This window comes from Streptomyces sp. NPDC088730, from assembly GCF_044751215.1.
Taxonomy (GTDB): domain Bacteria; phylum Actinomycetota; class Actinomycetes; order Streptomycetales; family Streptomycetaceae; genus Streptomyces.
The window spans coordinates 490539-515728 of the sequence record NZ_JBIVLK010000001.1 but is presented as its reverse complement, the minus strand read 5'-3'; the positions used below and the strand labels follow the sequence as shown (position 1 = coordinate 515728).

General features: G+C 71.5%; 23 protein-coding genes. 4 read left to right on the top strand and 19 right to left on the bottom strand.

What is annotated here, in order from left to right; genetic code table 11:
- Nucleotides 1–18: 18 nt before the first annotated feature.
- The 3 genes from nadD to ACIP89_RS02185 all read right to left on the bottom strand — a co-directional run bounded on the left by nadD (nt 19) and on the right by ACIP89_RS02185 (nt 1082).
- Nucleotides 19–636: a nicotinate-nucleotide adenylyltransferase gene (nadD, locus tag ACIP89_RS02195; protein ID WP_123526032.1), complete on the bottom strand. Its 618-nt coding sequence runs from the start codon at nt 634–636 to the stop codon at nt 19–21.
- A gap of 38 nt (nt 637–674) precedes the next feature.
- Nucleotides 675–836, bottom strand: a complete 162-nt coding sequence (locus ACIP89_RS02190; RefSeq protein ID WP_266778681.1) for a hypothetical protein — start codon at nt 834–836, stop codon at nt 675–677.
- Between the two features lie 84 nt (nt 837–920).
- Nucleotides 921–1082 carry a hypothetical protein gene (locus ACIP89_RS02185; protein ID WP_389209026.1) on the bottom strand — a complete coding sequence of 54 codons (162 nt, stop codon included), beginning with the start codon at nt 1080–1082 and terminating at the stop codon, nt 921–923.
- 110 nt (nt 1083–1192) lie between these two features.
- Here ACIP89_RS02185 and ACIP89_RS02180 point away from each other — a divergent pair, with 110 nt between their 5' ends.
- Complete coding sequence (locus tag ACIP89_RS02180) at nt 1193–2326, top strand: M48 family metallopeptidase (RefSeq protein WP_402112482.1); 1134 nt, start codon at nt 1193–1195, stop codon at nt 2324–2326.
- Here the strand turns inward: ACIP89_RS02180 and ACIP89_RS02175 are convergent.
- From ACIP89_RS02175 to proB, 5 genes are all read right to left on the bottom strand, one after another.
- Nucleotides 2247–3377, bottom strand: coding sequence for a hypothetical protein (locus ACIP89_RS02175; protein WP_401921454.1), 1131 nt, complete (start codon nt 3375–3377; stop codon nt 2247–2249). The genes ACIP89_RS02180 and ACIP89_RS02175 overlap by 80 nt on opposite strands.
- 285 nt (nt 3378–3662) lie before the next feature.
- Nucleotides 3663–4274 (bottom strand): hypothetical protein, encoded by a 612-nt coding sequence (locus ACIP89_RS02170; RefSeq protein ID WP_401921455.1) that lies wholly within the window; start codon nt 4272–4274, stop codon nt 3663–3665.
- Nucleotides 4275–4339: 65 nt separating this feature from the next.
- Entirely contained in the window at nt 4340–5623 is a 1284-nt protein-coding gene (locus ACIP89_RS02165) for a glutamate-5-semialdehyde dehydrogenase (protein WP_401921457.1), read from the bottom strand.
- Nucleotides 5624–5706: 83 nt separating this feature from the next.
- Nucleotides 5707–6207, bottom strand: coding sequence for a hypothetical protein (locus tag ACIP89_RS02160; protein WP_401921458.1), 501 nt, complete (start codon nt 6205–6207; stop codon nt 5707–5709).
- A 144-nt stretch (nt 6208–6351) separates the two neighbouring features.
- Nucleotides 6352–7479, bottom strand: a complete 1128-nt coding sequence (proB, locus tag ACIP89_RS02155) for a glutamate 5-kinase (protein ID WP_402112479.1) — start codon at nt 7477–7479, stop codon at nt 6352–6354.
- Nucleotides 7480–7741: 262 nt separating this feature from the next.
- Here proB and rfbC point away from each other — a divergent pair, with 262 nt between their 5' ends.
- On the top strand, nt 7742–8410 hold the full coding sequence (rfbC, locus tag ACIP89_RS02150) for a dTDP-4-dehydrorhamnose 3,5-epimerase (protein ID WP_401921462.1): 669 nt from the start codon (nt 7742–7744) through the stop codon (nt 8408–8410).
- A gap of 18 nt (nt 8411–8428) precedes the next feature.
- On the opposite strand, the gene rfbD is transcribed toward rfbC, so the two are convergent.
- From rfbD to ACIP89_RS02135, 3 genes are read right to left on the bottom strand one after another with little or no spacing between them, the layout of a single operon-like run.
- Complete coding sequence (rfbD, locus tag ACIP89_RS02145) at nt 8429–9277, bottom strand: dTDP-4-dehydrorhamnose reductase (protein WP_401922342.1); 849 nt, start codon at nt 9275–9277, stop codon at nt 8429–8431.
- 32 nt (nt 9278–9309) lie between these two features.
- Nucleotides 9310–10296, bottom strand: coding sequence for a dTDP-glucose 4,6-dehydratase (gene rfbB, locus ACIP89_RS02140; protein ID WP_401921464.1), 987 nt, complete (start codon nt 10294–10296; stop codon nt 9310–9312).
- The gene (locus tag ACIP89_RS02135) at nt 10293–11363 is read right to left on the bottom strand and encodes a glucose-1-phosphate thymidylyltransferase (RefSeq protein WP_401922344.1); all 1071 of its coding nucleotides are present in this window, start codon (nt 11361–11363) and stop codon (nt 10293–10295) included. Before ACIP89_RS02135 ends, rfbB begins: the two co-directional genes overlap by 4 nt.
- Before the next feature lie 717 nt (nt 11364–12080).
- Here ACIP89_RS02135 and ACIP89_RS02130 point away from each other — a divergent pair.
- A complete protein-coding gene (locus ACIP89_RS02130) occupies nt 12081–12440 on the top strand; it encodes a hypothetical protein (protein WP_402112476.1) in 360 nt (119 codons plus the stop codon).
- Nucleotides 12441–12556: 116 nt separating this feature from the next.
- On the opposite strand, the gene galE is transcribed toward ACIP89_RS02130, so the two are convergent.
- On the bottom strand, nt 12557–13528 hold the full coding sequence (galE, locus tag ACIP89_RS02125; protein ID WP_402112474.1) for a UDP-glucose 4-epimerase GalE: 972 nt from the start codon (nt 13526–13528) through the stop codon (nt 12557–12559).
- A 208-nt stretch (nt 13529–13736) separates the two neighbouring features.
- On the opposite strand from galE, the gene ACIP89_RS02120 reads away from it, so the two are divergent.
- Nucleotides 13737–15968, top strand: a complete 2232-nt coding sequence (locus tag ACIP89_RS02120) for a CDP-glycerol glycerophosphotransferase family protein (protein WP_402112472.1) — start codon at nt 13737–13739, stop codon at nt 15966–15968.
- 118 nt (nt 15969–16086) lie between these two features.
- Here ACIP89_RS02120 and obgE read toward each other — a convergent pair whose 3' ends face one another.
- The 7 genes from obgE to ACIP89_RS02085 all read right to left on the bottom strand — a co-directional run.
- A complete protein-coding gene (obgE, locus tag ACIP89_RS02115) occupies nt 16087–17526 on the bottom strand; it encodes a GTPase ObgE (protein WP_401921471.1) in 1440 nt (479 codons plus the stop codon).
- 138 nt (nt 17527–17664) lie between these two features.
- Nucleotides 17665–17922 (bottom strand): 50S ribosomal protein L27, encoded by a 258-nt coding sequence (rpmA, locus tag ACIP89_RS02110; RefSeq protein ID WP_018103204.1) that lies wholly within the window; start codon nt 17920–17922, stop codon nt 17665–17667.
- A 14-nt stretch (nt 17923–17936) separates the two neighbouring features.
- The gene (gene rplU / locus ACIP89_RS02105) at nt 17937–18257 is read right to left on the bottom strand and encodes a 50S ribosomal protein L21 (protein ID WP_024494442.1); all 321 of its coding nucleotides are present in this window, start codon (nt 18255–18257) and stop codon (nt 17937–17939) included.
- A gap of 196 nt (nt 18258–18453) precedes the next feature.
- A complete protein-coding gene (locus ACIP89_RS02100; RefSeq protein WP_401921473.1) occupies nt 18454–19515 on the bottom strand; it encodes an iron-containing alcohol dehydrogenase family protein in 1062 nt (353 codons plus the stop codon).
- Nucleotides 19503–20255, bottom strand: a complete 753-nt coding sequence (locus ACIP89_RS02095; RefSeq protein WP_401921475.1) for a sugar phosphate nucleotidyltransferase — start codon at nt 20253–20255, stop codon at nt 19503–19505. The genes ACIP89_RS02100 and ACIP89_RS02095 overlap by 13 nt, the downstream gene beginning before the upstream one ends.
- Nucleotides 20256–20343: 88 nt before the next feature.
- Complete coding sequence (galU, locus tag ACIP89_RS02090) at nt 20344–21234, bottom strand: UTP--glucose-1-phosphate uridylyltransferase GalU (RefSeq protein ID WP_402112470.1); 891 nt, start codon at nt 21232–21234, stop codon at nt 20344–20346.
- A gap of 121 nt (nt 21235–21355) precedes the next feature.
- The coding region (locus ACIP89_RS02085; protein WP_402112467.1) for an Rne/Rng family ribonuclease at nt 21356–25190 on the bottom strand (3835 nt) is incomplete at its 5' end.

Genomic DNA, 25190 nt, shown 5'->3' with positions numbered 1-25190 from the left:
GGTGCCTCTCTCCGTGGCTCACTCGCCGCGGTAAAGCTGGCGCTTGTCGATGTAGCGGACCACGCCGTCCGGCACCAGGTACCAGACCGGATCGCCCGCGGCGACTCTCCCACGGCAGTCTGTGGAGGAGATGGCCAGCGCGGGAACCTCCACGAGAGAGACACCGCCCTCCGGCAGGCCGGCATCCGTGAGCACATGCCCCGGCCGTGTCACACCGATGAAGTGGGACAGCGAGAACAGCTCGTCGGCGTCCCGCCAGGTGAGGATCTGGGACAGCGCGTCGGCGCCGGTGATGAAGAAGAGGTCCGCGTCCCCGTGGGCCGCGCGCAGGTCCCGCAGGGTGTCGATCGTGTACGTGGGGCCCTTGCGGTCGATATCGCTGCGGCTGACCGAGAACTGCGGGTTCGACGCCGTCGCGATGACCGTCATCAGATACCGGTCCTCGGCCGCGGACACGTGCTTGTGGCTCTTCTGCCACGGCTGCCCGGTCGGGACGAAGACCACCTCGTCGAGGTGGAACTGGGCGGCCACTTCACTGGCCGCCACCAGGTGTCCATGATGAATCGGGTCAAACGTCCCGCCCATCACGCCGATTCGGCGCTTTCCGGGGCCGGTAGGCACTTCCTGCTCTCCCATGCGTGCAGAGCCTACTGGCACAGCTGTACGCCCCGGCCTCAGCGGTCGCGGTTGAAGCGCGTGGTGATCCACAGAAGGAGGAGAAGCGCGACAAACGCGCCGCCACCGGTGAGGTACGGGCTGAGGCTTTCGTGGTTGCCGCCGTGCTCGCCCTCGGCGGCGACGGTGACCAGCTGGTGTGCGGTGCTCGTGAGGCTCATCTTCGGCAGGACCTATCGATCGGGAGTCGGAGGGAAGACGTCGCGGACATCGTATGCGGCAGGCCTGGGCACGCTCACGCCGACTCAGTCGTTGTTGTCCTTGTTGTCGTCGTCGCGGTATCCGCGCAGCAGGAACCAGGCCAGCAGTGCGGCTCCGACCAGCGAGACGAGCAGCACGATGCGGAGTGTGTTGCCCGGTCCCTGCTCTTCGGATGCGGCGGCGAGCAGAGCAACGGTATGCGGCATGTCGGGCGTCTCCTCAGTTATCCACAGCCCCCCGCACACCGTAGCGCCAGCACCTAGGCTGGGATTTATCAGGGGGCGAGCAACATCTCGTACGAACAGGGGGCCTATTCATGACCGAGAGCAGTCACGAGAACGTGCCGAGCAGGCAGCGCAGGCGTTTCCCGGGAATCTCGTCCCGGGCGTACGAGCACCCGGCGGACCGTTCGGCCCTGGTCGCCCTGCGCAAGCTGACCGGTTTCGACACCGTCTTCAAGGCCCTGAGCGGGCTGCTGCCCGAGCGCAGCCTGCGACTGCTCTTCCTGTCGGACTCCGTCCGGGTGAGCGACGCCCAGTTCACCCATCTCAACAGCATGCTTCGGGACGCGTGTTACATCCTGGACCTGGAGAAGGTCCCGCCGATGTACGTGAACCAGGACCCCCAGCCCAACGCCATGTGCATCGGTCTCGACGAGCCGATCATCGTGGTGACGACGGGACTGGTGGAGCTCCTCGACGAGGAGGAGATGCGGGCGGTCGTCGGCCACGAGGTGGGCCACGCCCTCTCCGGTCACGCCGTGTACCGCACGATCCTGCTCTTCCTCACCAATCTCGCCCTGCGGGTGGCCTGGATCCCGCTGGGCAACGTCGCGATCATGGCGATCGTGACGGCGCTGCGCGAGTGGTTCCGCAAGTCGGAGCTGTCCGCCGACCGGGCCGGGCTGCTGGTCGGCCAGGATCTGCGGGCCTCGATGCGCGGGCTCATGAAGATCGCCGGAGGCAACCACCTCCACGAGATGAACGTGGACGCGTTCCTCGCCCAGGCCGACGAGTACGAGAAGGGCGGCGACCTGCGCGATTCCGTGCTCAAGATCCTCAATGTGCTGCCCCGCTCGCACCCGTTCACCACGGTCCGGGCGGCCGAGCTGAAGAAGTGGGCGGAGACCCGCGACTACCAGCGGATCATGGACGGGCACTACCCGCGCCGGGACGAGGACAAGGACACCTCGGTCACGGACGCCTTCAGGGAATCCGCCTCGCACTACGCCGATTCGGTGCGCGGCAGCAAGGATCCGCTGATGAAGCTGGTCGGCGACATAGCGGGCGGCGCCGGCGATCTGGGCGGCAAGCTGCGTGACAAGTTCACCGGCCAGGGAGGCAGTGGGGGCGGCACCGGCAGGGGCGGCGCTAAGGACGGCTCGCAGGACTCGACGAACCCCGAGGACCCTGAGCGGGGGCCCCAGGAGCCGGGCTCTGCGGGGAGCTGAGCTCCAGCGTCCCGCACAGTCCCGCGGTGGGCCGGCCCGTGTCGTACGGGTCGGTGCCCGCCGGCCCCCGGGAGACCGCTCTGCGGCCGGCCAGCAGCGGCCGCAGCGCACCGCGGGAGTCGGCCGCGCAGGACTGCGGTCCGGCCTGGACGTAGCTCGTCCGCACCTCCAGCCGGCCCAGCCGCAGGTCCTCCCGGTCGAGCCGGAAGCGCAGCTCCCGCCGCACGGTGAACAGCGACGCCCCGTCGTCCCGTTGGGGCCCCGACGCGGTCGGGCGGAGCGCGTAGGTGAAGGTGTGGTCGGACGCCACCTCCAGTGCGTCGGTCCCCACCTCGGCGTACCGCAGTGTGCCCCGGACGCGGACCTCGGGGGCGGGGGTGACCTCGGCGGGGTCGAACCGCACGAGCCAGCCCGTCTCGGCGTGCTGCCCGTCGTCGTACGGCTCGGTCATGCTCCGCTCGAACTGGGCCATCTGGTCCGGGTCGAGCAGTGATTCCACCGGCCGGACCGTGTTCCCGCCGAGGACGTCCGGGTCGAGCGAGGAGGCGACCAGGTAGTTCTTGACGGTGGCCAGGGCGGCGACCACCTGGCTCTCCGAGAAGTTGTCCGTCCGCCGGGCCACCGGCGGACTGATGCCCTGGGCGCCCTTCGGGTAGTCGGCGGCGGGGCTGCTCTCGAACAGGCCGGCCGGCGTGCCCGGGGGCACGGCGCCGCGCGGGGCCAGCGGGACGAAGATCATCCGCAGCGGCTCCGCCCGTCTGCCGACGGGAGCCTGGTAGGGGTGGCGGAAGCCCATGAAGACGGCCGTGCCGAAGGCCAGGGCGATCAGGACGACCAGGGCGAGCGCCGCCCGCGAGCCGGTACGCACGGCCCGGCCGGGCAGGCTCCGTACGGCACGGGCGTGCTCCCCCATCCGCTCCTGCGCGGAGAACTCCTGGAGCCGGGCGGCCCGGACGAAGGACTCGTCGAAGACGAGCGACCGGTACTCGTCCTCGCCGCCGCTCGCGCTGTTCCCCGCCGGGCCTTCGGGGGGATCTCCGTGGTCTGCCATGCCGTCTCCCGACTCCCACGTCACCGACCGGAGGCCGGTGCGGTGCGCCCTCCCCGGCCGAACGGCCTGGGCGGGGCCTGCCCGTGATGCGGGAGCATGCGCGGGCAGATGAGGAGCCCCCTCTTCGAGCAGGTGAGGGGTCATACCTTGAGAGTAGGTCGATTACGGCGAACGTAAACGCGGAGCCGGGCCCGGAACCACCGCGGGAAATACCCGCACCGATGGGGCGGGGCCTCACCAGGGGGTGACAGGGGCTTCGCCAGGGGGCGCGCTACAGGGACTTCGTCAGGGGGTGCGCGGGGCCATGGAGACCACCGGGCGGAGGTAGCTGTCCGGGGCGGGCGGGACCATGGACGGAACCACCGATGGCGCCGGGGCGCTGTCCACCCCGGTGGTGGCCGGTGGCGGGGCCGGGTCCTGCCGGTCGCCCGAGGTGTTGCGGTAGACGGCGCTGAAGGCCAGCGCCACCATGCCGATGCCCATCACCAGGGCGAGCAGCCAGGCCACCGGCCGGTGCCAGCGGGCCGCTCCCCGGTAGGGGCGCAGCGCGCCGCCGTGGCGCCCGTAGGGGCCGCTGTCGTAGTAGTCGTCGGCGTCCACGCCGGGACGGTCGTCGTAGGCGCTGCCGCGGCCGTAACCGGCGCCCGGCCCGTAGCCGTCGTCGTACAGCTCGTCGTCCAGCGGTCCGCCGCCGGACCTGGCCCGGAAGGCCTCCGCGTCGGCGCGTGCCTCGGCGGCCGCGGAGAGCCGCTCGACAGCGGTCGGTTCATGGAACGCGGCGGCCTGTACGAAGTCCTCGTCGAACACCACGGAGGCGAAGTTCTCGTCCGCGCCCCCGCGGTCGTCGTCGGGCTCCCAGCCGTTCGGGAACGGCCTGCCCCCCACGTCGTCCGGCACAGCTTCAGCCTAGCCCCGGAGGGTCGTTTTGGGCAGGGAGACCGCACATCCGGCACATCCCGAGCTCACCGCACGTGGCCGTCGCCGGTCACGATGTACTTCGTGGAGGTCAGCTCCGGCAGCCCCATCGGGCCCCTGGCGTGCAGCTTCTGGGTGGAGATTCCGATCTCGGCGCCGAAGCCGAACTGGCCGCCGTCGGTGAAACGCGTCGAGGCGTTCACAGTCACCGTCGTCGAATCGACCAACTGGGTGAAACGGCGGGCCGCGGCCTGCGAGGTGGTCACGATCGCCTCGGTGTGGCCGGACGACCAGAGCCGGATGTGCGCCACGGCCGCGTCCAGCGATTCCACGACGGCGGCAGCGATGTCGTACGAGAGGTACTCGGTCTCCCAGTCCTCCGGCGTCGCCGCCACCACGGTGGCCTTGGACCCCTCGGCGTACTCCATGACCCGCTCGTCACCGTGCACGGTGACACCGGCCTCGGCCAGGGCGTCCAGGGCCCTCGGCAGGAAGGCCTCTGCGACGTCCTTGTGGACCAGGAGCGTCTCGGCGGCGTTGCAGACGCTCGGGCGCTGCGCCTTGGAGTTGACCAGGATGTCGACGGCCATGTCGAGGTCGGTCCGCGCGTCCACGTACACGTGGCAGTTGCCGGTACCGGTCTCGATCACCGGGACGGTGGACTCCTCGACGACGGTGCGGATCAGGGAGGCCCCGCCGCGCGGGATGAGGACGTCGACCAGTCCGCGCGCCCGCATGAGTTCCCGTACGGAGTCGCGGTTCTCGCCCGGCACCAGTTGGACGGCGTCGGCCGGCAGTCCGGAGCCGCCGACCGCGTCACGCAGGACCCGGACCAGCGCCTTGTTGGACGCGTGGGCGGAGGACGAGCCGCGCAGCAGCACCGCGTTGCCCGACTTCAGGCAGAGCGCCGCGGCGTCCACCGTTACATTGGGCCGGGCCTCGTAGATGATCCCGACGACGCCGAGCGGCACCCGGACCTGGCGCAGGTCGATGCCGTTGGGCAGCGTGGAGCCGCGCACCACCTCACCGACCGGGTCGGGCAGCGCCGCCACGTCCCGCACGTCGGCGGCGATGGCGCGGATCCGCTCGGGGGTGAGAGTGAGCCGGTCGACGACCGACTCGCTGGTGCCGGCCTCGCGGGCACGCGCCACGTCCTCGGCGTTGGCCGCGATGATGTCGCTCGTCCGTACTTCAAGCGCGTCCGCGATCGCCAGCAGCGCGTCGTCCTTGGCCGCGCGCGGAAGCGGCGCGATATCGGCGGCCGCGGCGCGTGCGCGGTAGGCGGCCTGGGCGACCGGGGACATGTTGTCGTACGGCGAAAGCGTGGTCATGCCCGCAGAGTAGTGCGCACACTGCGGGCATCCGTCACGTATCCCGTGATGCGAGACGGCCGCCGCCCGCCGCGGCTGCCGGGTCAGTAGGGGTGCACCCCGACCGGGGCCGCCGGGGGCGGCCCGTATCCCTCGGCGATGCGCTGGTGGTACGTCTCGCGGTCGATGACCTCCAGGCCGACGATCTCCCACGGTGGCAGTCCGGCACTGGAACGGTGCTCACCCCACAGCCTCAGGGCGACCGCCGCCGCGTCGTGCAGATCGCGCGCCTCTTCCCAGTACCGGATCTCCGCGTGGTCGTTGGCGTATCTGCTCGTCAGCAGGAAGGGGTGGTCGTGCGCGAGCTGTTCGAGGCCGCGTCTGACCTCCTTCAGCGGAATCTCAGTACCTGAGACGCAGAGCGTGATGTGCCACAGCTTCGACTGGATGAGCTCTTGGCCCACCGCCGTCTGTTCGGCCCCGGCCGGCCGCTCCTCCCTCCGCTCCGCGGACCTTCTCCCGTCGAAGTCGGCACCTGCTCCGACGCTGGTCAGGGCGCGGCCACCCGTTCCTCGGGGCGGCGCCCCCGGGCGCGCTCGTCTCACCGGCGGCCTCCTGTGAATGTGTTGCTGAGCGGTCTACCCCGCAGTGTCCCTGCTACAAAGTGGACCAGTCCTCGGCCCGGCGTGGGGCGGTTTTCGTGAAGGTCTCTGCCCGAAGGCTGGACTTTCAGCCGTTTCAGGGGTCCGTCAGCCGTGCAGGACTACAAGATCGTCCCTGTGTACGACCTCGCGCTCGTAGGCGGGCCCCAGTTCGCGTGCCAGATCGCGGGTGGAGCGGCCGAGGAGCTGCGGGATCTCCTTCGCGTCGAAGTTGACGAGCCCCCGGGCCACCGGCCGGCCGCGCAGATCGCGCAGCTCCACCGGGTCGCCCGCGGCGAACTCGCCCTCGACCGAGGCGATCCCGGCCGGCAGCAGCGAGCTGTGGCGCTCGACGACCGCCTGCACGGCACCGTCGTCCAGGGTCAGCGCGCCCTGCGGGGTGGAGGCGTGCGCCAGCCACAGCAGCCGGTCCGCGCTGCGGCGCCCGGTGCGGTGGAAGTACGTACCGGTGTCGCGGCCGGCCAGCGCGTCCGCGGCGTGGCTGGCCGAGGTCAGCACGACCGGGACGCCCGCGGCGGTGGCGATCCTGGCGGCCTCGACCTTGGTGACCATGCCGCCGGTCCCGACGCCCGCCCTGCCCGCGCTGCCGATGCTGACCCCGGCCAGGTCGGCGGGGCCGGTGATCTCCGCGATGCGGGTGGTGCCGGGGATGCTCGGGTCGCCGTCGTAGAGGCCGTCCACGTCCGAGAGGAGGATCAGCAGATCGGCGCGGACCAGGTGGGCGACGAGCGCGGCGAGCCGGTCGTTGTCGCCGAACCGGATTTCGTCGGTGGCGACGGTGTCGTTCTCGTTGACGACCGGCAGCGCGCCCATGTCCAGGAGCTGGTCCAGGGTGCGGTAGGCGTTGCGGTAGTGGGCGCGGCGGCTGGTGTCGTTGCTGGTGAGCAGGACCTGGCCGACGCGGACGCCGTAGCGGGCGAAGGAGGCGGTGTAGCGGGCGACGAGCAGTCCCTGGCCGACGCTGGCGGCGGCCTGCTGCCTGGCCAGGTCCTTGGGCCTGCGGTGCAGTCCGAGCGGGGCGAGTCCGGCCGCGATGGCGCCGCTGGAGACCAGCACGACCTCCCGCTCACCGCCGCCGCGCACCTTGGCGAGGACGTCGACGAGCGCGTCGACGCGGTCCGCGTCGAGGCCGCCGGCGGCGGTGGTGAGGGAGGAGGAACCGACCTTGACGACGATCCTGCGGGCCTCCGTGACGCCCTGCCTTGCCCCTGACACGCGTATCCCCCGTGGTTCGCCCTCGATCGGAATCCGCAATCTACGCGAGCGCCGGAATCGGCGCGTGGGCGTTCCGCACGGTGGACCCCGGTACATCCTGATCCGTGCCACTCCGTGTCCGAAATGCCCCGCTTCTCGTTGCAGCGGTGTCGGCAGCACGGCCGGCGGCGGAGCCGGGGAACCCCAGAACTCCGGAACCCCAGAACTCCCGAACTCCAGAACCTCAGAACTTCAGAACCTCCAGCAACAAGGACGTGATCGCATGCGCCAGCTCTCCATCCCAGGGGCCTGGGTGCACGAGCCCGAGGTCCTCACGGACGGCCGGGGCAGCTTCCACGAGTGGTTCAGGGCCTCGGACCTCGATGCGGCGCAGGGGCACACGCTGGGGCTCGCCCAGGCCAACTTCTCCAGTTCCGCCCGGGGCACGCTGCGCGGGATCCACTTCGCCGATGTGCCGCCGGGCCAGGCGAAGTACGTGAAGTGCGTGCGCGGCGCGGTGCTCGACGTGATCGTGGACATCCGGGCCGGCTCGCCCACGTACAAGCGGTGGGAGGGGGTGCGTCTCGACGACAGCGGTCACCGGGCGGTCTACCTCGCGGAGGGGCTCGGCCACGCCTTCATGGCGCTGACGGACGACGCGTGCGTCCTGTACCTCTGCTCGGAGGGTTACGCGCCGGCGCGGGAGCACGGCATCGATCCGCTCGATCCTGAGCTGGCCATCGACTGGCCGCTGGACGTCGCCCCGTTGCTGTCCGGGAAGGACGCGGCGGCCCCGTCCCTGGCGGAGGCGGAGGAGCGGGGGCTGCTCCCCTCGTACGCGCAGTGCGAGGCGTACTACGCGCGGCTGCGGACGGCCGGTCCGCCGCCCGCCGGACCAGGGCCTGTCCGGGGGCCGGGCGGCTGGCCGGTGCTCAGCAGGGCCGGGGGCTGAGCAGGGCCCGGCCGCAGGTCAGGGGCGTTCCGCGGCGAGCAGCGCCGGGAACGCCTCGCCCAGGGCGGTGCGCCAGTCGCGGATCGGCTCGATGCCGGCCGCCTCGAAGCGGCTCTGCGCGAGCACGCTGAACGCGGGGCGGGGGGCGGGGCGGACGAAGGCCTCGCTGGTGGCCGGGCGGACCCGGGCCGGGTCGGCGCCGAGCAGCCGGAAGATCTCCTGGGTGAAGCCGAACCAGGTCGTCTCGCCGCCGCTGGTGCCGTGGTAGACGCCCGCCGGGGCGGTGCCCGCCAGCGCGGCCCGGCCGAGCCGGACCAGCCGGGCCGCCAGGTCGACGGTCCAGGTGGGCTGGCCGCGCTGGTCGTCCACCACGTCGAGGGTCTCCCTGGCACCCTCCAGCCTGATCATCGTCCGGACGAAGTTGCCGCCGCCGGCCCCGTAGAGCCAGGCGGTGCGGACCACGTAGCCGGTCTCGGGGAGGGTCTCCAGGACGGCGCGTTCACCCGCGAGTTTGGTGCGTCCGTAGGCGCTGCGCGGGCCGGTGGGGGCGTCCTCCCCGTACGGCCGGGCGGCGTCCCCGGCGAACACGTAGTCCGTGGAGACGTGGAGCAGCACGGCGCCGTGCTCGCGGCAGGCCCGCGCGAGGACCGCGGGTCCGGTGCCGTTGACCCGCAGTGCGGCGTCCTCCTGGCTCTCGGCGTCGTCGACGGCGGTCCAGGCGGCGCAGTTCACCACGACCGAGGGGCGGTGGGCGGCGAACGCCTCGCTGACGCGGTCCGGGTCTGCGATGTCCAGGGCCTCGCGGTCCGTCGCGACGGCGGTGACGTCCTCGTGGGCGAGGGCCGCCAGCAGGTCCCGCGCCAGCATTCCGGCAGCCCCGGTGACCAGCCAGACCGGGCTCACAGCGCAGCCCTCTCCTTGAGCGGCTCCCACCAGGCGCTGTTCTCGCGGTACCAGCGCACGGTCTCCGCGAGGCCTCTGCGGAAGTCCTTGCCCGGTTCGTACCCCAGCTCCTCGCGGATCTTGGTGCAGTCCACCGAGTAGCGCCGGTCGTGGCCCTTGCGGTCCTCGACGTAGGTGACGTCCGCGTCCCAGTCGGCGCCGCAGGCCTCCAGCAGCAGTCCGGTGAGTTCCTTGTTGGACAGCTCGGTGCCGCCGCCGATGTTGTAGACCTCGCCCGCCCGTCCCCGGGTGCGGACCAGTTCGATGGCCTGGACGTGGTCGTCGATGTGCAGCCAGTCGCGGACGTGGGCGCCGTCGCCGTACAGCGGTACCGGGCGGCCCTCCAGGAGGTTGGTGACGAAGAGCGGGATGACCTTCTCGGGGAAGTGGTGGTGTCCGTAGTTGTTGGAGCAGCGGGTCACCCGCACGTCGAGTCCGTGGGTGCGGTGGTACGAGAGCGCGATCAGGTCGCTCGACGCCTTGGAGGCGGAGTACGGGGAGTTGGGGGCGAGGGGTTCGCTCTCGGTCCAGGAGCCCTCGTCGATCGATCCGTAGACCTCGTCGGTGGAGATGTGCACGAAGGCCGAGACGCCCGCCAGGTGCGCGGCGTGGACGAGGGTGTGGGTTCCCACGACGTTGGTACGGACGAAGGCGGCGCCGCCGTCGATGGAGCGGTCCACGTGCGATTCCGCGGCGAAGTGCACGACCTGGTCGTGCCCGGCCATCAGTCCGCCGACCAGCTCCGCGTCGCAGATGTCGCCCTGGACGAAGGAGAAGCCCGGGTGGTCGCGGACGTCGTCGAGGTTGGCCGGGTTGCCCGCGTAGGTGAGCTTGTCGAGCACCGTGACGGCCACGTCACCGGGTCCGTCCGGGCCCAGGAGTGTGCGGACGTAGTGCGAGCCGATGAAACCGGCGCCGCCGGTCACCAGGATGTGGGTCGTCATGAGGAGATCTGCACCTTGCTGTGGTCGCCGAGGACGAGACGGTGGGCGGAGGGGCTCCGGGGCGCGGGGGTCACCTCGACCTCGTGGCCGATGAGGGAGGCCTCCACGCGGCGGACGCCGTCGATCGAGGCGCCCCGCAGGACGATGGAGTACTCGATCTCGCTGTCCTCGATCCGGCACTCCTGGGCGACCGAGGTGAACGGTCCGACGTAGGCGTCGCTGATCACCGAGCGGGCGCCGATGATGGCGGGCCCGACGATCCGGCTGCGGGTGACCCGGGCGCCGGGTTCGATGCGCACCCGGCCGATGATCTCGCTCTCGTCGTCGACGTGGGCGCCCTCGGTGGAGGGTTCGACGCTCTCCAGTACGGTCCGGTTGACCTCCAGCATGTCGGTGACGTTGCCGGTGTCCTTCCAGTACCCGCGGATCATGGTGGAGCGGACGTCGCGCTCCTGGTCGATCAGCCACTGGATGGCGTGGGTGATCTCCAGTTCTCCGCGCCAGGACGGGCGGATGGAGCGGACCGCCTCGTGGATGGCCCGGGTGAAGAGGTAGACGCCGACGAGCGCCAGATCGCTCTTGGGCTCCCTCGGCTTCTCCTCCAGAGCCACCACCCTGCCGTCGCCGTCGAGTTCGGCGACGCCGAACGAGGTCGGGTCGGGCACCTGGGTGAGCAGGATCTGGGCGTCGGGCCGGTCGGCCCGGAATCCCTCGACCAGGCCGGTGATCCCGCCGATGATGAAGTTGTCCCCGAGGTACATGACGAAGTCCTCGTCCCCGAGGAACCGCTGGGCGACCAGGACCGCGTGGGCGAGGCCGAGCGGCTCGGACTGCGGGATGTAGGTGACGTCGATGCCGAACCGGGAGCCGTCCCCGACCGCCGCGCGGATCTCCTCCTCGGTGTCGCCCACGATGATGCCGACCTCGGTGATGCCCGCCTCCGCGATGGCCTCCAGGCCGTAGAACAGCACAGGTTTGTTCGCCACCGGAACCAGCTGTTTGGCCGAGGTGTGGGTGATGGGACGGAGCCGGGTGCCTGCCCCACCGGAAAGTACGAGAGCCTTCACTGTTTCTGCCCCCACGATGAGATGGCGGTCCAGTCGCAGCTGCGACCTGTCGGGCGACCTTACTTAGATTCGCTGCCCCATCTATGGCAAAACAGCCTTCATGGTCCCATTACCGACACATCCGGACGAAAAGCAGTGGAAACCCGTAACCGGGGGTCACTTCTCCACGCCCGTCCGGCTGCCGGACGCGGAAATCCATTTCACTACGTCGAACTGAATGACGAATACATCGGTTCCCGGATCGACCGCGGAATCCCGGTGGCCGGTTGGCGTAATCCGCCCTTCCGGGGACACCTCGCACCAATTCGCGATCCCCGGAATGGGTTGCCCCCATCCGCTCGACTCTCACTGACTCTTCACGCCCGTCTCATGAACGGACGAGCCGCCCTCCCTATCGAGGGCCCCTCGACCCCCACACCATCCATACGCACCGGCCGCACCGGTCCCGGACCGTACCGCCCCGTGGGCCGCACCGATACGTCGGAGCGGCAGAGCGGCCCCACCGCGCGCGCGAGCGCTCGCGCTCATTGAGTCCCCCGGTGCAACCGCTCCCCCGCTCCTGCGGTCCGCCGCGCACGCCCTCCCGCTCGCCGTACTGGCCGCGTCCTTCGCCGCCCCGGCAGCCGCGGCCGCTGTCCCGCACCTCGCGCTGCCGGTCACCGCGACGGCCGCCAACCGGTCACGGACTACCTGGCGGCCGAGAAGCCGGACGCCGTCGTGAACACCGGCGAGCTGTCTCAGGAGCAGTTCCGCGAGGTGCTCCCGACGGTCCGGGCGGCGGAGGTCCTGGCCCCGGACGCGGCCGGTGTCGCCGCTCTCCTGGACTCGGTGCGCCACTCCGCCGGCGACGGGCTGGCGGCTGCCCGCGCCGAGCTGGAGCTCCCTCTCCTCCGCCCGTCCGCCCCGCCCTCCCGGACACGCTTCAACGAGGCCGCCCTCGGGCTGTGCGAGGTCGCGGACGAGCACCGCGTACGGATGGCCCGCCGGCTGCTCCCGGGGATACCGGCACAGCGGGGCGCGCCGGAGGAGGCCGACGCGGCGGGCGAGGAAGCGCTGGAGCCCGCGCCGGAGGCATAGCCCCCGGCGCCGCCGCCGTGGGCCCGGTGGCCCGGTGGCCCGGTGGCCCGGTGGCCCGGTGGCCCGGTGGCCCGGTGGCCCGGTGGCCCGGTGGCCCGGTGGCCCGGTGGCCCGGCCTACGGGTGGCGCAGCCGCCAGCCCTGCCAGGCGGAGTCGATCATCTCGTCCACGCCGTACCGGGCCGACCAGCCCAGCTCCGCCCGGATCCGGTCTGCGGCCGCGACCACCCGCGCCGGGTCGCCCGGCCGGCGGGCGGTCACCTCGGGGGCGATGTCCCCGTTGTCCGTCACCCGGAGGATCCGGTCGACCATCTCCCGTACGGAACTGCCCTCACCGCGCCCGATGTTGAGCGTGAGATCCGTACCGCGCTCCGCCTCTTCGAGCCGGCGCGCGGCCGCGAGGTGGGCGGAGGCGATGTCCTCGACGTGGATGTAGTCGCGGACGCAGGTGCCGTCCGGCGTCGCGTAGTCGTCGCCGAAGATCCGCGGGCCCTCACCGGCCTCCAGCCGCTCGAAGACCATCGGGATCAGGTTGAACACCCCGGCGTCGGCCAGCTCCGGCGACGCCGCGCCGGCCACGTTGAAGTAGCGCAGCGAGGCGCAGCGCAGCCCGTGGGCGCGGGCGGCGGCGTGGATCAGCCACTCCCCGACGAGCTTGGTCTCGCCGTACGGGCTCATCGGCGCGCACGGGGTGTCCTCGGTGACGAGGGTGACGTCGGGCATGCCGTAGACGGCGGCGGAGGAGGAGAACACCAGCCGGTCGACATCCGCGTCGACCATGCTCTCCAGCAGCGTCTCCAGCCCCGTCACGTTCTCCCGGTAGTAGTGCAGGGGCCGCTCGACGGACTCGCCCACCTGCTTCTTGCCCGCGATGTGCACCACACCGGTCACCCCGTGGTCGCGGATCGCCGCGTCCAGGGCCGCACGGTCCAGGACGCTGCCGGTCACCAGGGGCACTCCGGCGGGCACCTTCCCGGCGCTCCCGGTCGACAGATCGTCGTACACGACGACCCGCCGGCCGCCCGCGAGCATCGCGCGCACGACGTGTGCCCCGATGTATCCCGCTCCGCCCGTAACCATCCAGGTCATGTCGTGGGTCTCCCTCTCCGAGGCCATAACCGTCCCGTTCACCCTACGTGCCCGGAAAAGTCGGACCGGCGAGCCCGCCCTTGCCGCTCAAAGGCGGCTGACAGCAATCAATTACGCTGTCCGGGTGCTGGACTCCGCCGCACTGTTCGGCGGTGCGCACCGCGCACCTCGCACACACCCTCGGACAGCTTCTCTGGACTGGTGGACGATGCCTCGACTGACACTCATCGTGCCTGCGTACAACGTGCAGGGGTACATCGGGGAGTGTCTCGACTCCGTGCTCCAGCAGGACTTCACCGACTTCGAGGTCATCGGCGTCGACGACTGCTCGCCGGACGGCTCCGGCGCGATCCTCGACACGTACGCGGAACGCGACGCCCGCGTACGTGTGCTCCACCTCACCGAGAACGTGGGGCTGGGACACGCCCGCAACGCGGGGATGGACGAGGCGACCGGTGACTACCTGCTCTTCCTCGACAGCGACGACACCCTGGCCCCGGGATCGCTGGCGGCCATCGCGGCGCGCCTCGACGCGACGGACGACCCCGACGTCCTGGTCTACGACTACACCCGCACCTACTGGGACGGGCGGCATCTGCGCAACAAGCGCGCGGAGCTGCTGGACGAGAGCGGCCCCGCCGTCTTCGCGCTGGCGGACCGGCCGCAGCTGCTGGATCTGCTCCAGATCGTGTGGAACAAGGCCTACCGCCGCGCGTTCGTCACCGCGCACGGTTTCCGCTTCCCGCCCGGCTACTACGAGGACGCGCCGTGGACGTTCTCCTCGCTGATCTCGGCGGAGACCATCGCCGTCCTGGACCGCTCCTGCGTGCTGTACCGGCAGCGGCGCGAGGGCGGCAACATCCTGCGCACGGTCAGCCGCAAGCACTTCGACGTCTTCGACCAGTACGACCGCGTCTTCGCCTATCTGGACGAACGGCCTGAGCTGGACTCCTGGCGCCCGGCGCTCTTCAGGAAGATGACCGACCACTTCCTGACCGTCCTGGAGAAGCCCGGCCGGCTTCCGCGGAACGCCCGCGCCGAGTTCTTCCACCGCGCGGCCAAGGAGTACCGCAGCCGCCTCCCGGAGGGCTTCCGGCGGCCGCCGGGCGGCAAGGGCTACAAGTACGCCCTGCTCGGCCTCGGCTCCTACCCGGCACTGGTCGGTGTCACCCGGGTCAACAACGTGCGCAACCGGGCCAAGCTGGGCGGCCGGGCCCGCGCCGGCCGGGCCAAGCGCGCCGCCCTCGGCGTGTTCTACAGGTCCCAGCTGCGCATGCCGCTGGACGACAACCTCGCGGTGTTCTCCGCGTACTGGGGCCGCGGCTACTCCTGCAACCCCGCGGCCATCGAGGCGGAGCTGGGCCGGCTGGCCCCGGACATGCGCCGGGTCTGGGCGGTCAGGTCCGAGCACCGCGACCGGGTGCCCAAGGGCGTCGAGGCAGTGGTGGTCGGGTCCCGTGAGTACTGGTCGGTGATGGCCCGCGCGAAGTACCTCACGAACAACGTGAACTTCGGCGACACCGTGATCAAGCGCGACGGCCAGATCCACCTGCAGACCCACCACGGCACCCCGCTGAAGACGATGGGCCTCGACCAGGCCCAGTACCCGGCGTCCACCAGCATGGACATGGAGAAGCTGCTCCGCCGCTGCGACCGCTGGGACTACAGCCTGTCCGCCAACCGCTTCTCCACCACCGTGTGGGAGCGGGTGTACCCCTGCCGGTACACCTCGCTGGAGACCGGCTACCCGCGCAACGACGTACTGCTCAACGCCACCGCGGCGGATGTCTCACGGGCCAGGAGCGAACTCGGCCTGGCGGACGGCTCGACGGCCTTCCTCTACGCGCCGACCCACCGCGAGTACGAGAAGTCCTTCGCCCCGCGGCTCGACCTGCCGGGGCTGGCCGAGGAGCTGGGGCCCGACGTCACCCTGCTGGTGCGCGGCCACTACTTCTACAAGCCGACCGGCCGGCTCGCCGACCTCCAGGCCAGCGGCCGGATCATCGACGTCTCCGCGCACGGGAACGTCGAGCAGCTCTACCTCGCGGCGGACGCCCTGATCACGGACTACTCCTCGGCGATGTTCGACTACGCCAACCTGGACCGGCCGATCGTGATCTACGCCGACGACTGGGACACCTACCGGGCCGTGCGCGGCACCTACTTCGACCTGATGGCCGAGCCCCCGGGCGCCGTGGCGACCAGCCAGGCACAGCTGGCCTCCGTGCTGGGCTCCCGGGAGTGGCGGAGCGAGAGGTCGGCCGGGCTGCGCAAGGTGTTCCGGGAGCGCTTCTGCGACTACGACGACGGCCGCGCCGCCGAACGCGTCGTGCGCCGGGTGTTCCTGGGCGAGGAGACGATGCTCCCGTTCGTCCCGCTCGACGAGCGCACCCCGGCGCCCTCCCCCGCCGAAGCCCTGGAGCAGGCCGGCCGGTCCTGACGGCCCCGGCCTCCGGGAAAGCACGCGGTCCCGGCTCCCCGAGGACGTGTAGCCGCGGCAGACGGCAGTCTGGCGGCGCGTCCTCGGGGAACCGGGACCGGCGGAGGCTACCCGTCGCTCACGCGAACGGGTCGAACTCCTGGTACTCCTTGCTGATGTCGTCGCGCTCGTCCTCGCGGTCGCGACGGCGCTGCGCGGCCGGACGCGGCTCCTCCAGGCGGTGGTCCTCGCCTCGGCGGCCGAGCATCTCGGCGCCGGCCGTCACGGTCGGCTCCCAGTCGAAGACGACGGCGTTGTCCTCGGCGCCGATGGCCACTCCGTCGCCCGCGCGGGCACCCGCCTTGCGCAGCTCGTCCTCGACACCGAGCCGGTTCAGCCGGTCCGCGAGGTAGCCGACGGCCTCGTCGTTGTTGAAGTCGGTCTGGCGCACCCAGCGCTCCGGCTTCTCGCCGCGCACCCGGTAGATGCCGTCGTCCTCCAGCGTCACGGTGAAACCGGCGTCGTCCACGGCCTTGGGCCGGATGACGACGCGGGTCGCCTCCTCCACCGGCTTCGCGGCGCGCGCCTCGGCGATGACACCGGCCAGCGCGAAGGAGAGCTCCTTGAGCCCGGTGCGGGCGACGGCGGACACCTCGAAGACGCGGTAGCCGCGGGCCTCCAGGTCCGGGCGGATCATCTCCGCGAGGTCCTGGCCGTCCGGAATGTCGATCTTGTTGAGGACGACGATGCGGGGCCGGTCCTCCAGCCCGCCGTACAGCTTCAGCTCCTCCTCGATCATGTCGAGGTCGGAGAGCGGGTCGCGGTCGGACTCCAGCGTCGCCGTGTCCAGTACGTGCACGAGGACCGAGCAGCGCTCGACGTGGCGCAGGAACTCCAGGCCGAGGCCCTTGCCCTGGCTGGCTCCCGGGATCAGGCCCGGGACGTCCGCGATGGTGTAGACGGTGGAGCCCGCGGTGACGACCCCGAGGTTCGGGACCAGGGTCGTGAACGGGTAGTCGGCGATCTTCGGCTTGGCGGCCGACAGGACCGAGATCAGCGAGGACTTGCCCGCGCTCGGGTAGCCCACCAGGGCCACGTCGGCGACGGTCTTGAGCTCCAGGACGATGTCCCGGCTCTCACCGGGCTCACCGAGCAGCGCGAAGCCGGGGGCCTTGCGCCGGGCGGAGGCCAGCGCGCCGTTGCCGAGGCCGCCCCGGCCGCCCTGGCCGGCGACGAACATGGTGCCCTGGCCGACCAGGTCCGCGAGGACGTTGCCGTCCGTGTCGAGCACGACGGTGCCGTCCGGCACGGGCAGGATCAGGTCCTGGCCCTCCTTGCCGGTGCGGTTGTCACCGGCACCGGGCTGGCCGTTGGTGGCCTTGCGGTGGGGGTGGTGGTGGTAGTCGAGCAGCGTGGTGACGGCCTGGTCGACGATCAGGGTCACATCGCCGCCGCGGCCGCCGTTGCCGCCGTCCGGGCCGCCGAGCGGCTTGAACTTCTCACGGTGAACGGAGGCGCAGCCGTGGCCCCCGTTACCCGCGGCGGCATGCAGCTCGACGCGGTCCACGAAGGTGGTCATGGTTGGAACCTCCAGTTACATACGTGCAGAAAAGTCTCGCTCATGCCCCTCAGGAGCAACACGCGAAAGGCGGACCCACTTCCCGGAACAGGAAGTGAGGTCCGCCTCCACGTCAAACCGCTCTACGAGCGCCGGGAATCAGCCGGCGATCGGAACGATGTTCACGACCTTGCGGCCACGGTGCGTGCCGAACTCGACCGCACCGGCGGCGAGGGCGAACAGCGTGTCGTCGCCGCCACGGCCGACGCCCGTGCCCGGGTGGAAGTGGGTGCCGCGCTGGCGGACCAGGATCTCACCGGCGTTGACGGCCTGACCGCCGAAGCGCTTCACGCCGAGCCGCTGAGCATTGGAATCGCGCCCGTTCCGAGTGGACGATGCGCCCTTCTTATGTGCCATGTCTCCTCAGTCCCTTACTTCGCAGCCGCGGGGATACCGGTGACCTTGATCGCCGTGTACTGCTGGCGGTGACCCTGGCGACGGCGGTAGCCGGTCTTGTTCTTGTAGCGAAGGATGTCGATCTTCGCGCCCTTGTGGTGGTCCACGATCTCGGCCTGGACCTTGATGCCGTCAAGCACCCACGGGTCGCTGGTCACGGCGTCGCCGTCGACAACGAGCAGGGTAGAGAGCTCTACCGTGTCGCCAACACTGGCGGTGGGAATCTTGTCAACCTCAACGATGTCGCCGACAGCAACCTTGTGCTGGCGACCACCGCTGCGCACGATGGCGTACACGCGGATCTCACTCTCACTCGAAGCGGAAACCCCTGAAGCCAGCCGCTCACACGGGTCCGGGGACCCGAGACGATCCGGAGTGGACGAGCGGCCTCTCCCGTACGAGCGGGAGGTCAGTGCTCAGAGGTGTGGCGAAACAAACGCCGACGGTCAAGATTACGGGGCCCGGGACACCCCGGTCAAACCGGGCCCCGATTCAGGCCCCGGCCGCTGCGACGTAGCCGGCGTAGGCCTCCCTGATCCCGTCCGCGGAGAGGTTCAGGTGTTCCAGGATCGTGTACCGGCCCGGCCTGGTCCGGGGCGCGAACTCGACCACGGAGACGAACTCGTCCACGCTGAAACCGATCTCCTGCGCGGTGACCGGCAGGCCGTGGCGCCGCAGCGTCGCGGCCATCCGCGCGGACTCCTGGTGGGCGCCGCGCAGATACATGGCGAAGGCCGCGCCCAGTCCGCACTGCTCCCCGTGGCTGGCCGCCCGCCGGGGGAACAGCAGGTCGAAGGCGTGGTTGATCTCGTGGCAGGCACCGGAGGCGGGCCGGCTGTCGCCCGCGACCGACATCGAGATCCCGGTGAGCACCAGCCCCTCCGCCAGCACCTGGAGGAACCGGTCCTCGTCCAGGGACCCGGGGTGGCGCAGCACGGCCTCGCCGGCCTGCCGGGCCATCGCCGCGGCCAGTCCGTCGATGTCCTCGCCGTTGACCCGGTGGGCGAGCTCCCAGTCCGCCACGGCGGAGATGTTCGAGAGCGCGTCCCCGATCCCGGACCGCACGAAGCGGACCGGGGCCTCCCGGATGATGTCGAGGTCGATGACGACGGCGATCGGATTCGGGACCCCGTACGAGCCCCGGCCCGCGTCGTTGTCCAGCGTGGCCACCGGTGAGCACAGACCGTCGTGGGACAGGTTCGTCGCCACGGCGACCAGCGGCAGCCCGATGCGGGCCGCGGCGAACTTGGCACAGTCGATGATCTTGCCGCCGCCGAGGCCGACGACGGCGTCGTACCGCCCGGACTTCATGTCCTCCGCCAGCTTGACGGCATCGTTCAGCGTGCCGCCGCCGACCTCGAACCAGGAGGCACCGGGCAGGCTGCCCGACAGCCGCTCCCGCAGCGCCCGGCCGGAGCCCCCGCTGATCGCGACCGCCAGCTTCCCGGAGCCGGAGATGCGCTGATCGGCCAGGACACCCGCCAGATCCGCCAGCGCGCCGGCCCGGATGTCGACGACGACCGGCGCGGGGATCAGCCGGGTCAGTACTGGCACGCGATGGTCCTGCCCTTGGCCAGGTCCTCGTGGTTGTCGATCTCCACCCACTTGATGTCGCCGATCGGCTCCACGTCGACCTTGAAGCCGCGGTTGACGAGCTCCTGGTAGCCGTCCTCGTAGTAGAGGTCCGGGTCCCGCTCGAAGGTGGTCTTCAGCGCGTCGGCCAGCTCCGCGGCCGCCTCGCCCTCGATGAGGGTGACACCGATGTACTCGCCGGTGGCCTCGGCCGGGTCCATCAGCTTGGTGATCCGCTGAACTCCCTTGCCCTCCTCGACGACGACCTTCATCTCCTCGTCGGCGAGCTTCTTCACCGTGTCGAGGGCGAGGATGATCTTCTTGCCTTCGCCGCGGGCGGCCAGCAGCGTCTTCTCCACGGAGACGGGGTGCACGGTGTCGCCGTTGGCGAGGATCACGCCGTCCTTGAGGGCGTCACGGCCGCACCAGAGGGAGTAGGCGTTGTTCCACTCCTCGGCCTTGTCGTTGTCGATCAGCGTGAGGGTGACGCCGTACTTGGCCTCAAGGGCGGCCTTGCGCTCGTACAGGGCCTCCTTGCGGTAGCCCACGATGATCGCGACCTCGGTCAGGCCGACCTCGGCGAAGTTGCCCAGGGTCAGGTCGACGACGGTCAGGCTCTCCTCGTTCCCCTCGGGGCCGACCGGCACCAGGGCCTTGGGCAGCGTGTCGGTGTAGGGGCGCAGACGACGGCCTGCGCCGGCCGCCAGAATCATGCCGATCATGAGGTTCTCCTTGTTCCTTGGTGGGCCTTGGTGCGTGTGTCCCGGGTGGTGGGTCCGGGTGCCGTACGGGAACGGCCCCGACAGCCTCTCAGAGCTCGGCGGCCACGTAACCGCGAAGCCAGCTGCGGAATTCGGGGCCCAGGTCCTCGCGCTCGCAGGCGAGTCTGACGATGGCCTGCAGATAGTCGCCCCGGTCACCGGTGTCGTAGCGGCGGCCGCGGAAGACGACGCCGTGGACCGGGCCGCCGAGACTCTCGTCGACGGCCAGCCGCTGGAGCGCGTCCGTCAGCTGGATCTCACCGCCGCGGCCCGGCTCCGTCTCGCGCAGCACGCCGAAGACCGCGGGGTCCAGGACGTAGCGCCCGATGACGGCGAGGTTGCTGGGCGCCTCGCCGGGCTCCGGCTTCTCGACCAGCCCGGTGACCCGGACCACATCGTCCTGCGCGGTGGCCTCGGCCCCGGCGCAGCCGTACAGCTGGATCTGCTCGGGTGCCACCTCCATCAGCGCGACGACGCTGCCGCCCTCGCGCTCCTGGATCTCGGTCATCCGGGCCAGCAGCGGGTCGCGCGGGTCGATCAGGTCGTCGCCCAGCAGCACCGCGAACGGCTCGTCGCCCACATGGGGCTCCGCGCACAGGACGGCGTGGCCGAGTCCGCGCGGGTCGCCCTGGCGGACGTAGTGCATGGTCGCCAGATCGCTGGACTTCTGGACCCGGACCAGCCGTTCGGCGTCGCCCTTGCGGGTCAGCGCCGACTCCAGCTCGTAGTTCCGGTCGAAGTGGTCCTCCAGGGCGCGCTTGTTGCGCCCGGTGATCATCAGCACGTCGCTCAGTCCCGCGGCGGCGGCCTCCTCCACGACGTACTGGATCGCGGGCTTGTCGACGACCGGCAGCATCTCCTTGGGAGTCGCCTTCGTCGCCGGCAGGAACCGGGTGCCGAGCCCTGCCGCCGGTATGACGGCCTTCTGGATCTTGCGCATGTACTCGAACTTCCGTGTCCACGGGGACGGTTGTGGTGCGCCGGGGGGCGGCAGTACGCAGCCGGCCCGGTTCCTGTGGGGAACCGGTCCGGCTGCGTACGGGCACACGGTGCGCGGTCGGTCAGACCTCGTCCGCCGAAGCCGTGACGGAGGACGGCGACTGCTGCTCCGCCGCCACCGTCTTCTTCGCTGCCGCCTTCTTGGCCGTCGTCTTCTTCGCGGCGGTCTTCTTGGCGGCGGTCTTCGTGGTGGTGGCCGCCTTCTTCGTGGCCGCCTTCTTGGCCGTGGCCTTCTTGGCGGTCTTGCGGGCCGCCTTCTTGGCCGGTGCGGCCCCGGGCTCGGCGTCGGCGTCGGGCGCCGACTCGGCCTCGGTGGGCTCGGCCTTCGGATCGGCCTTGGGCTCGGCATCGGTGGAGGCCGTCACCACGACGGTCGCGGCCTCTTCGGTGCCGGCCGGAGAACCGGCGGGCGCGGTGGCCTTGCGGGTCGCCCGGCGGCGGGCACGCGGCGGTGCGGCCGGCTCCTCCGCCGGGACCTCCACGTGCGGGGCCTCGGCCACCGGGTCCTCCGCGGCGACCGGGTCGGCGTCGGAGACCGGCGCCTGGACGGCCGGGGCCTGCTCCGCCGGGGTGGACTCCGCCGGAGTGGACTCCGCCGCCACCGGCTCTGCCGGGGCCGGCGAACCCGCCGGGGCGGTCGCCTTACGGGTCGCACGGCGGCGCGTACGGCCCTGGGGCGCCTCGGCGGGGGGCGCCTCGACGGCCGGGGCCTCGGCGACCGGCTCCGGGGCGGGCTCGGGCTGCGGCTCGGGGGCCGCGACGGGCTCCCGCTCCGCGACGGGCTCGGCCGTCGGAGCGGGCGCGGACGCCTGCTTCGGTGCGCCTGCCGGGGCGGTCGCCTTACGGGTCGCCCGGCGACGGCCACGGCCTCGCCCTGCTGCCGCCTCGGCCTCCGCCGCGCTGCTGTACAGCTCCTCGTCCGCGACGAACTCCGGCTCGGGCAGCGCGACCGGAGCGGCGACCTCGGCCGCCACCTCGGCCTCGGTCTCGGTCTCGTTGTCGTGATCCTGCTCGTGCTCGTGGCCGTGCTCGTGGTCCTGGCCGGAACCGCCGCGGCGCTTCTTGGACCGCTTGCCGTTGCCGCCGCCACCGCCCACAGAGGTGGGCTGCTCCATGTGCACGATCACGCCGCGCCCGTTGCAGTGGACACAGGTCTCGGAGAAGGACTCCAGCAGACCCTGTCCGACCCGCTTACGGGTCATCTGGACCAGGCCCAGCGAAGTGACCTCCGCGACCTGGTGCTTCGTACGGTCGCGTCCCAGGCACTCCAGGAGGCGCCGCAGCACCAGGTCCCGGTTGGACTCCAGCACCATGTCGATGAAGTCCACGACGACGATGCCGCCGAGGTCGCGCAGCCGCAGCTGGCGCACGATCTCCTCGGCCGCCTCCAGGTTGTTCTTGGTGACGGTCTCCTCAAGGTTGCCGCCCTGACCGGTGAACTTGCCGGTGTTGACGTCGACGACGACCATCGCCTCGGTCTTGTCGATCACCAGCGAGCCACCGCTCGGCAGGTAGACCTTGCGGTCCAGCGCCTTCATGAGCTGCTCGTCGATCCGGTAGGTCGCGAAGATGTCGACCTCCGAGGTCCACCGCGACAGCCGGTCCGTCAGGTCGGGCGCCACGTGCGAGACGTAGCCGTGGATGGTGTCCCACGCCTCGTTGCCGCTGACGATGACCTTGGAGAAGTCCTCGTTGAAGATGTCGCGGACGACCCGGACGGTCATGTCCGGCTCGCCGTAGAGCAGCGTCGGCGCGTTGGAGCTGCCGCTGCTCTTCGACTTCTTCTGGATGTCCTCCCACTGTCCCTGGAGCCGCTCGACGTCGCGGCGCAGCTCGTCCTCGCTGGCGCCCTCCGCGGCGGTACGGACGATGACGCCCGCGTCCTCGGGGACGATCTTCTTGAGGATGGTCTTGAGCCGGGCACGCTCGGTGTCGGGCAGCTTGCGGCTGATCCCGGTCATCGAGCCCTCGGGCACGTAGACCAGGTAGCGGCCGGGCAGCGAGACCTGGCTGGTGAGGCGGGCGCCCTTGTGGCCGATCGGGTCCTTCGTCACCTGGACGAGGACGGACTGGCCGGACTTGAGCGCGGTCTCGATGCGGCGGGGCCCGTGGGCCATGCCGAGCGCCTCGAAGTTGACCTCGCCGGCGTACAGGACCGCGTTGCGGCCCTTGCCGATGTCGACGAAGGCGGCCTCCATGGACGGCAGGACGTTCTGGACCTTGCCCAGGTAGACGTTGCCTACGTAGCTGGTGGCCTGCTCCTTGTTGACGTAGTGCTCGACGAGCACGTTGTCCTCAAGGACGCCGATCTGGGTGCGCTCGCCGCTCTGGCGGACGACCATGACGCGCTCGACGGCCTCACGGCGGGCCAGGAACTCGGCCTCCGTGATGATCGGGACCCGGCGGCGGCCCTGCTCGCGGCCCTCGCGGCGGCGCTGCTTCTTGGCCTCCATACGCGTGGAGCCCTTGATGGACTGGACCTCGTCGAAGCCGGTGCCGGGCTCGCGCTCGGCCTCCTTCTTACGGGGCTCGCGGACCTTGACGACCGTGCGCTCTGGGTCGTCCGTGCCGTTCTCGGCGTCGGACGAGGAGTCACCGCTGCGACGGCGACGGCGACGGCGGCGACGGCTGCTGCTCGAACCGGCGGCACCGGAGTCGTTGTCGTCGCCGTCGTTGTCGTTCTCGTCGTTGTCGTTGTCGCTGTCGTCGTCGCCCTCGGACTCGTGGGCGCGCTCCTGCTCGTCCTCGGAGCGGTGGTCAGCGGTGTCGTCGGTGTGCTGCTGCTCCGTGCTCTCGTCCTCCGCGGACTCACCACGGCGGCGGCGACGGCCACCGCGACGGCGGCGGCGCGAGGGCCGGTCACCGTACTCGTCGGTGTCCTCGCCGTCGTGCTCCGCGTCGTGCTCGCCCGAGGGCTCGTCCTCCTGCGCCGCCTGCTCCTCCACCGGGGCGGCGGCCGGAGCGGGTGCGGCGGCGGGCTCGGCCTCCGCGGCCTCACCGCGGCGGCGGCGACGGCGGCGCGAACCGCCCTGCGCGGCCTCCGCGGGGGCGGGCGCCTCGGCGACCGGGGTCTGCTCCTCGGTCGTCCCGGTCTCTTCCTCGGGCTCCTCGTCGTGCGTGCCGGTCCCCGCGGCGGCGGCCGCGGCAGCGGTCTCCGGGGTCTGGAACATCGGCTCGGAGAAGACCGGGGCCTGGAACACGGCGACGGCGGGGCGGGCGGCGCCACGGCTCCTGCGCACGGGCTCCTCGACCTTGCCGGTGAACTCGGGGCGGCCCGCGGCGGCGGTGGCGCGGCGGCGCTGGCGGCCGCGCGGGGCGGCCTCCTCGACCTCCGCGGTCTCGGCTGCCAGCTCCTCGACGGCGGTCTCGGGCAGGCCCTCGCCGGTCTGGACCTCGGTGCGCTCCTCCGCGGCCTGCGGGGCACCGGCCGGGGAGGTGGCCTTGCGGACGGCACGGCGCCGGCCGCGCGGGGCCTCGGCCGGCTCGGCGGCCGGGGCGGCCTCCTCGGGCTCGGCGGCGACGGGCTCGGCGGTCTCGGTACGGGTGGCCTGCGGAGCGCCGGCCGGGGCGGAAGCCCGGCGGCGGGCACGGCCGCGCGGCGCCTCCGCGACGGGCTCGGGGCTCGCCACGGCGGCGGGCTCCTCGACGATCTCCACAGCCTCAGCGGCCTGCGGAGCACCCGCCGGAGCGGTCGCCTTACGGGACGCACGACGACGCGCACGCGGCGCCTCGACCGGCTCGCTCTGCGCAACCGGCTCGTCCGCGACGGGCTCGGAGCTCGCCACCGCGGCGGGCTCCTCCACGATCTCCACAGCCTCAGCGGCCTGCGGAGCACCCGCCGGAGCGGTCGCCTTACGGGACGCACGACGACGCGCACGCGGCGCCTCGACCGGCTCG

Coding starts and splice junctions, on each gene's coding strand:
- rfbD (WP_401922342.1), bottom strand. CDS start 9,277: ATGCTGGCGCGGGACCTGCTGGCGGCCCTCGCCCACGAGGACGTCACC.
- ACIP89_RS02175 (WP_401921454.1), bottom strand. CDS start 3,377: ATGGCAGACCACGGAGATCCCCCCGAAGGCCCGGCGGGGAACAGCGCG.
- nadD (WP_123526032.1), bottom strand. CDS start 636: ATGGGAGAGCAGGAAGTGCCTACCGGCCCCGGAAAGCGCCGAATCGGC.
- rfbC (WP_401921462.1), top strand. CDS start 7,742: ATGCGCCAGCTCTCCATCCCAGGGGCCTGGGTGCACGAGCCCGAGGTC.
- galU (WP_402112470.1), bottom strand. CDS start 21,234: ATGCGCAAGATCCAGAAGGCCGTCATACCGGCGGCAGGGCTCGGCACC.
- ACIP89_RS02190 (WP_266778681.1), bottom strand. CDS start 836: ATGAGCCTCACGAGCACCGCACACCAGCTGGTCACCGTCGCCGCCGAG.
- ACIP89_RS02120 (WP_402112472.1), top strand. CDS start 13,737: ATGCCTCGACTGACACTCATCGTGCCTGCGTACAACGTGCAGGGGTAC.
- obgE (WP_401921471.1), bottom strand. CDS start 17,526: ATGACCACCTTCGTGGACCGCGTCGAGCTGCATGCCGCCGCGGGTAAC.
- ACIP89_RS02165 (WP_401921457.1), bottom strand. CDS start 5,623: ATGACCACGCTTTCGCCGTACGACAACATGTCCCCGGTCGCCCAGGCC.
- rfbB (WP_401921464.1), bottom strand. CDS start 10,296: ATGACGACCCACATCCTGGTGACCGGCGGCGCCGGTTTCATCGGCTCG.
- galE (WP_402112474.1), bottom strand. CDS start 13,528: ATGACCTGGATGGTTACGGGCGGAGCGGGATACATCGGGGCACACGTC.
- ACIP89_RS02180 (WP_402112482.1), top strand. CDS start 1,193: ATGACCGAGAGCAGTCACGAGAACGTGCCGAGCAGGCAGCGCAGGCGT.
- ACIP89_RS02095 (WP_401921475.1), bottom strand. CDS start 20,255: ATGATCGGCATGATTCTGGCGGCCGGCGCAGGCCGTCGTCTGCGCCCC.
- rpmA (WP_018103204.1), bottom strand. CDS start 17,922: ATGGCACATAAGAAGGGCGCATCGTCCACTCGGAACGGGCGCGATTCC.
- ACIP89_RS02185 (WP_389209026.1), bottom strand. CDS start 1,082: ATGCCGCATACCGTTGCTCTGCTCGCCGCCGCATCCGAAGAGCAGGGA.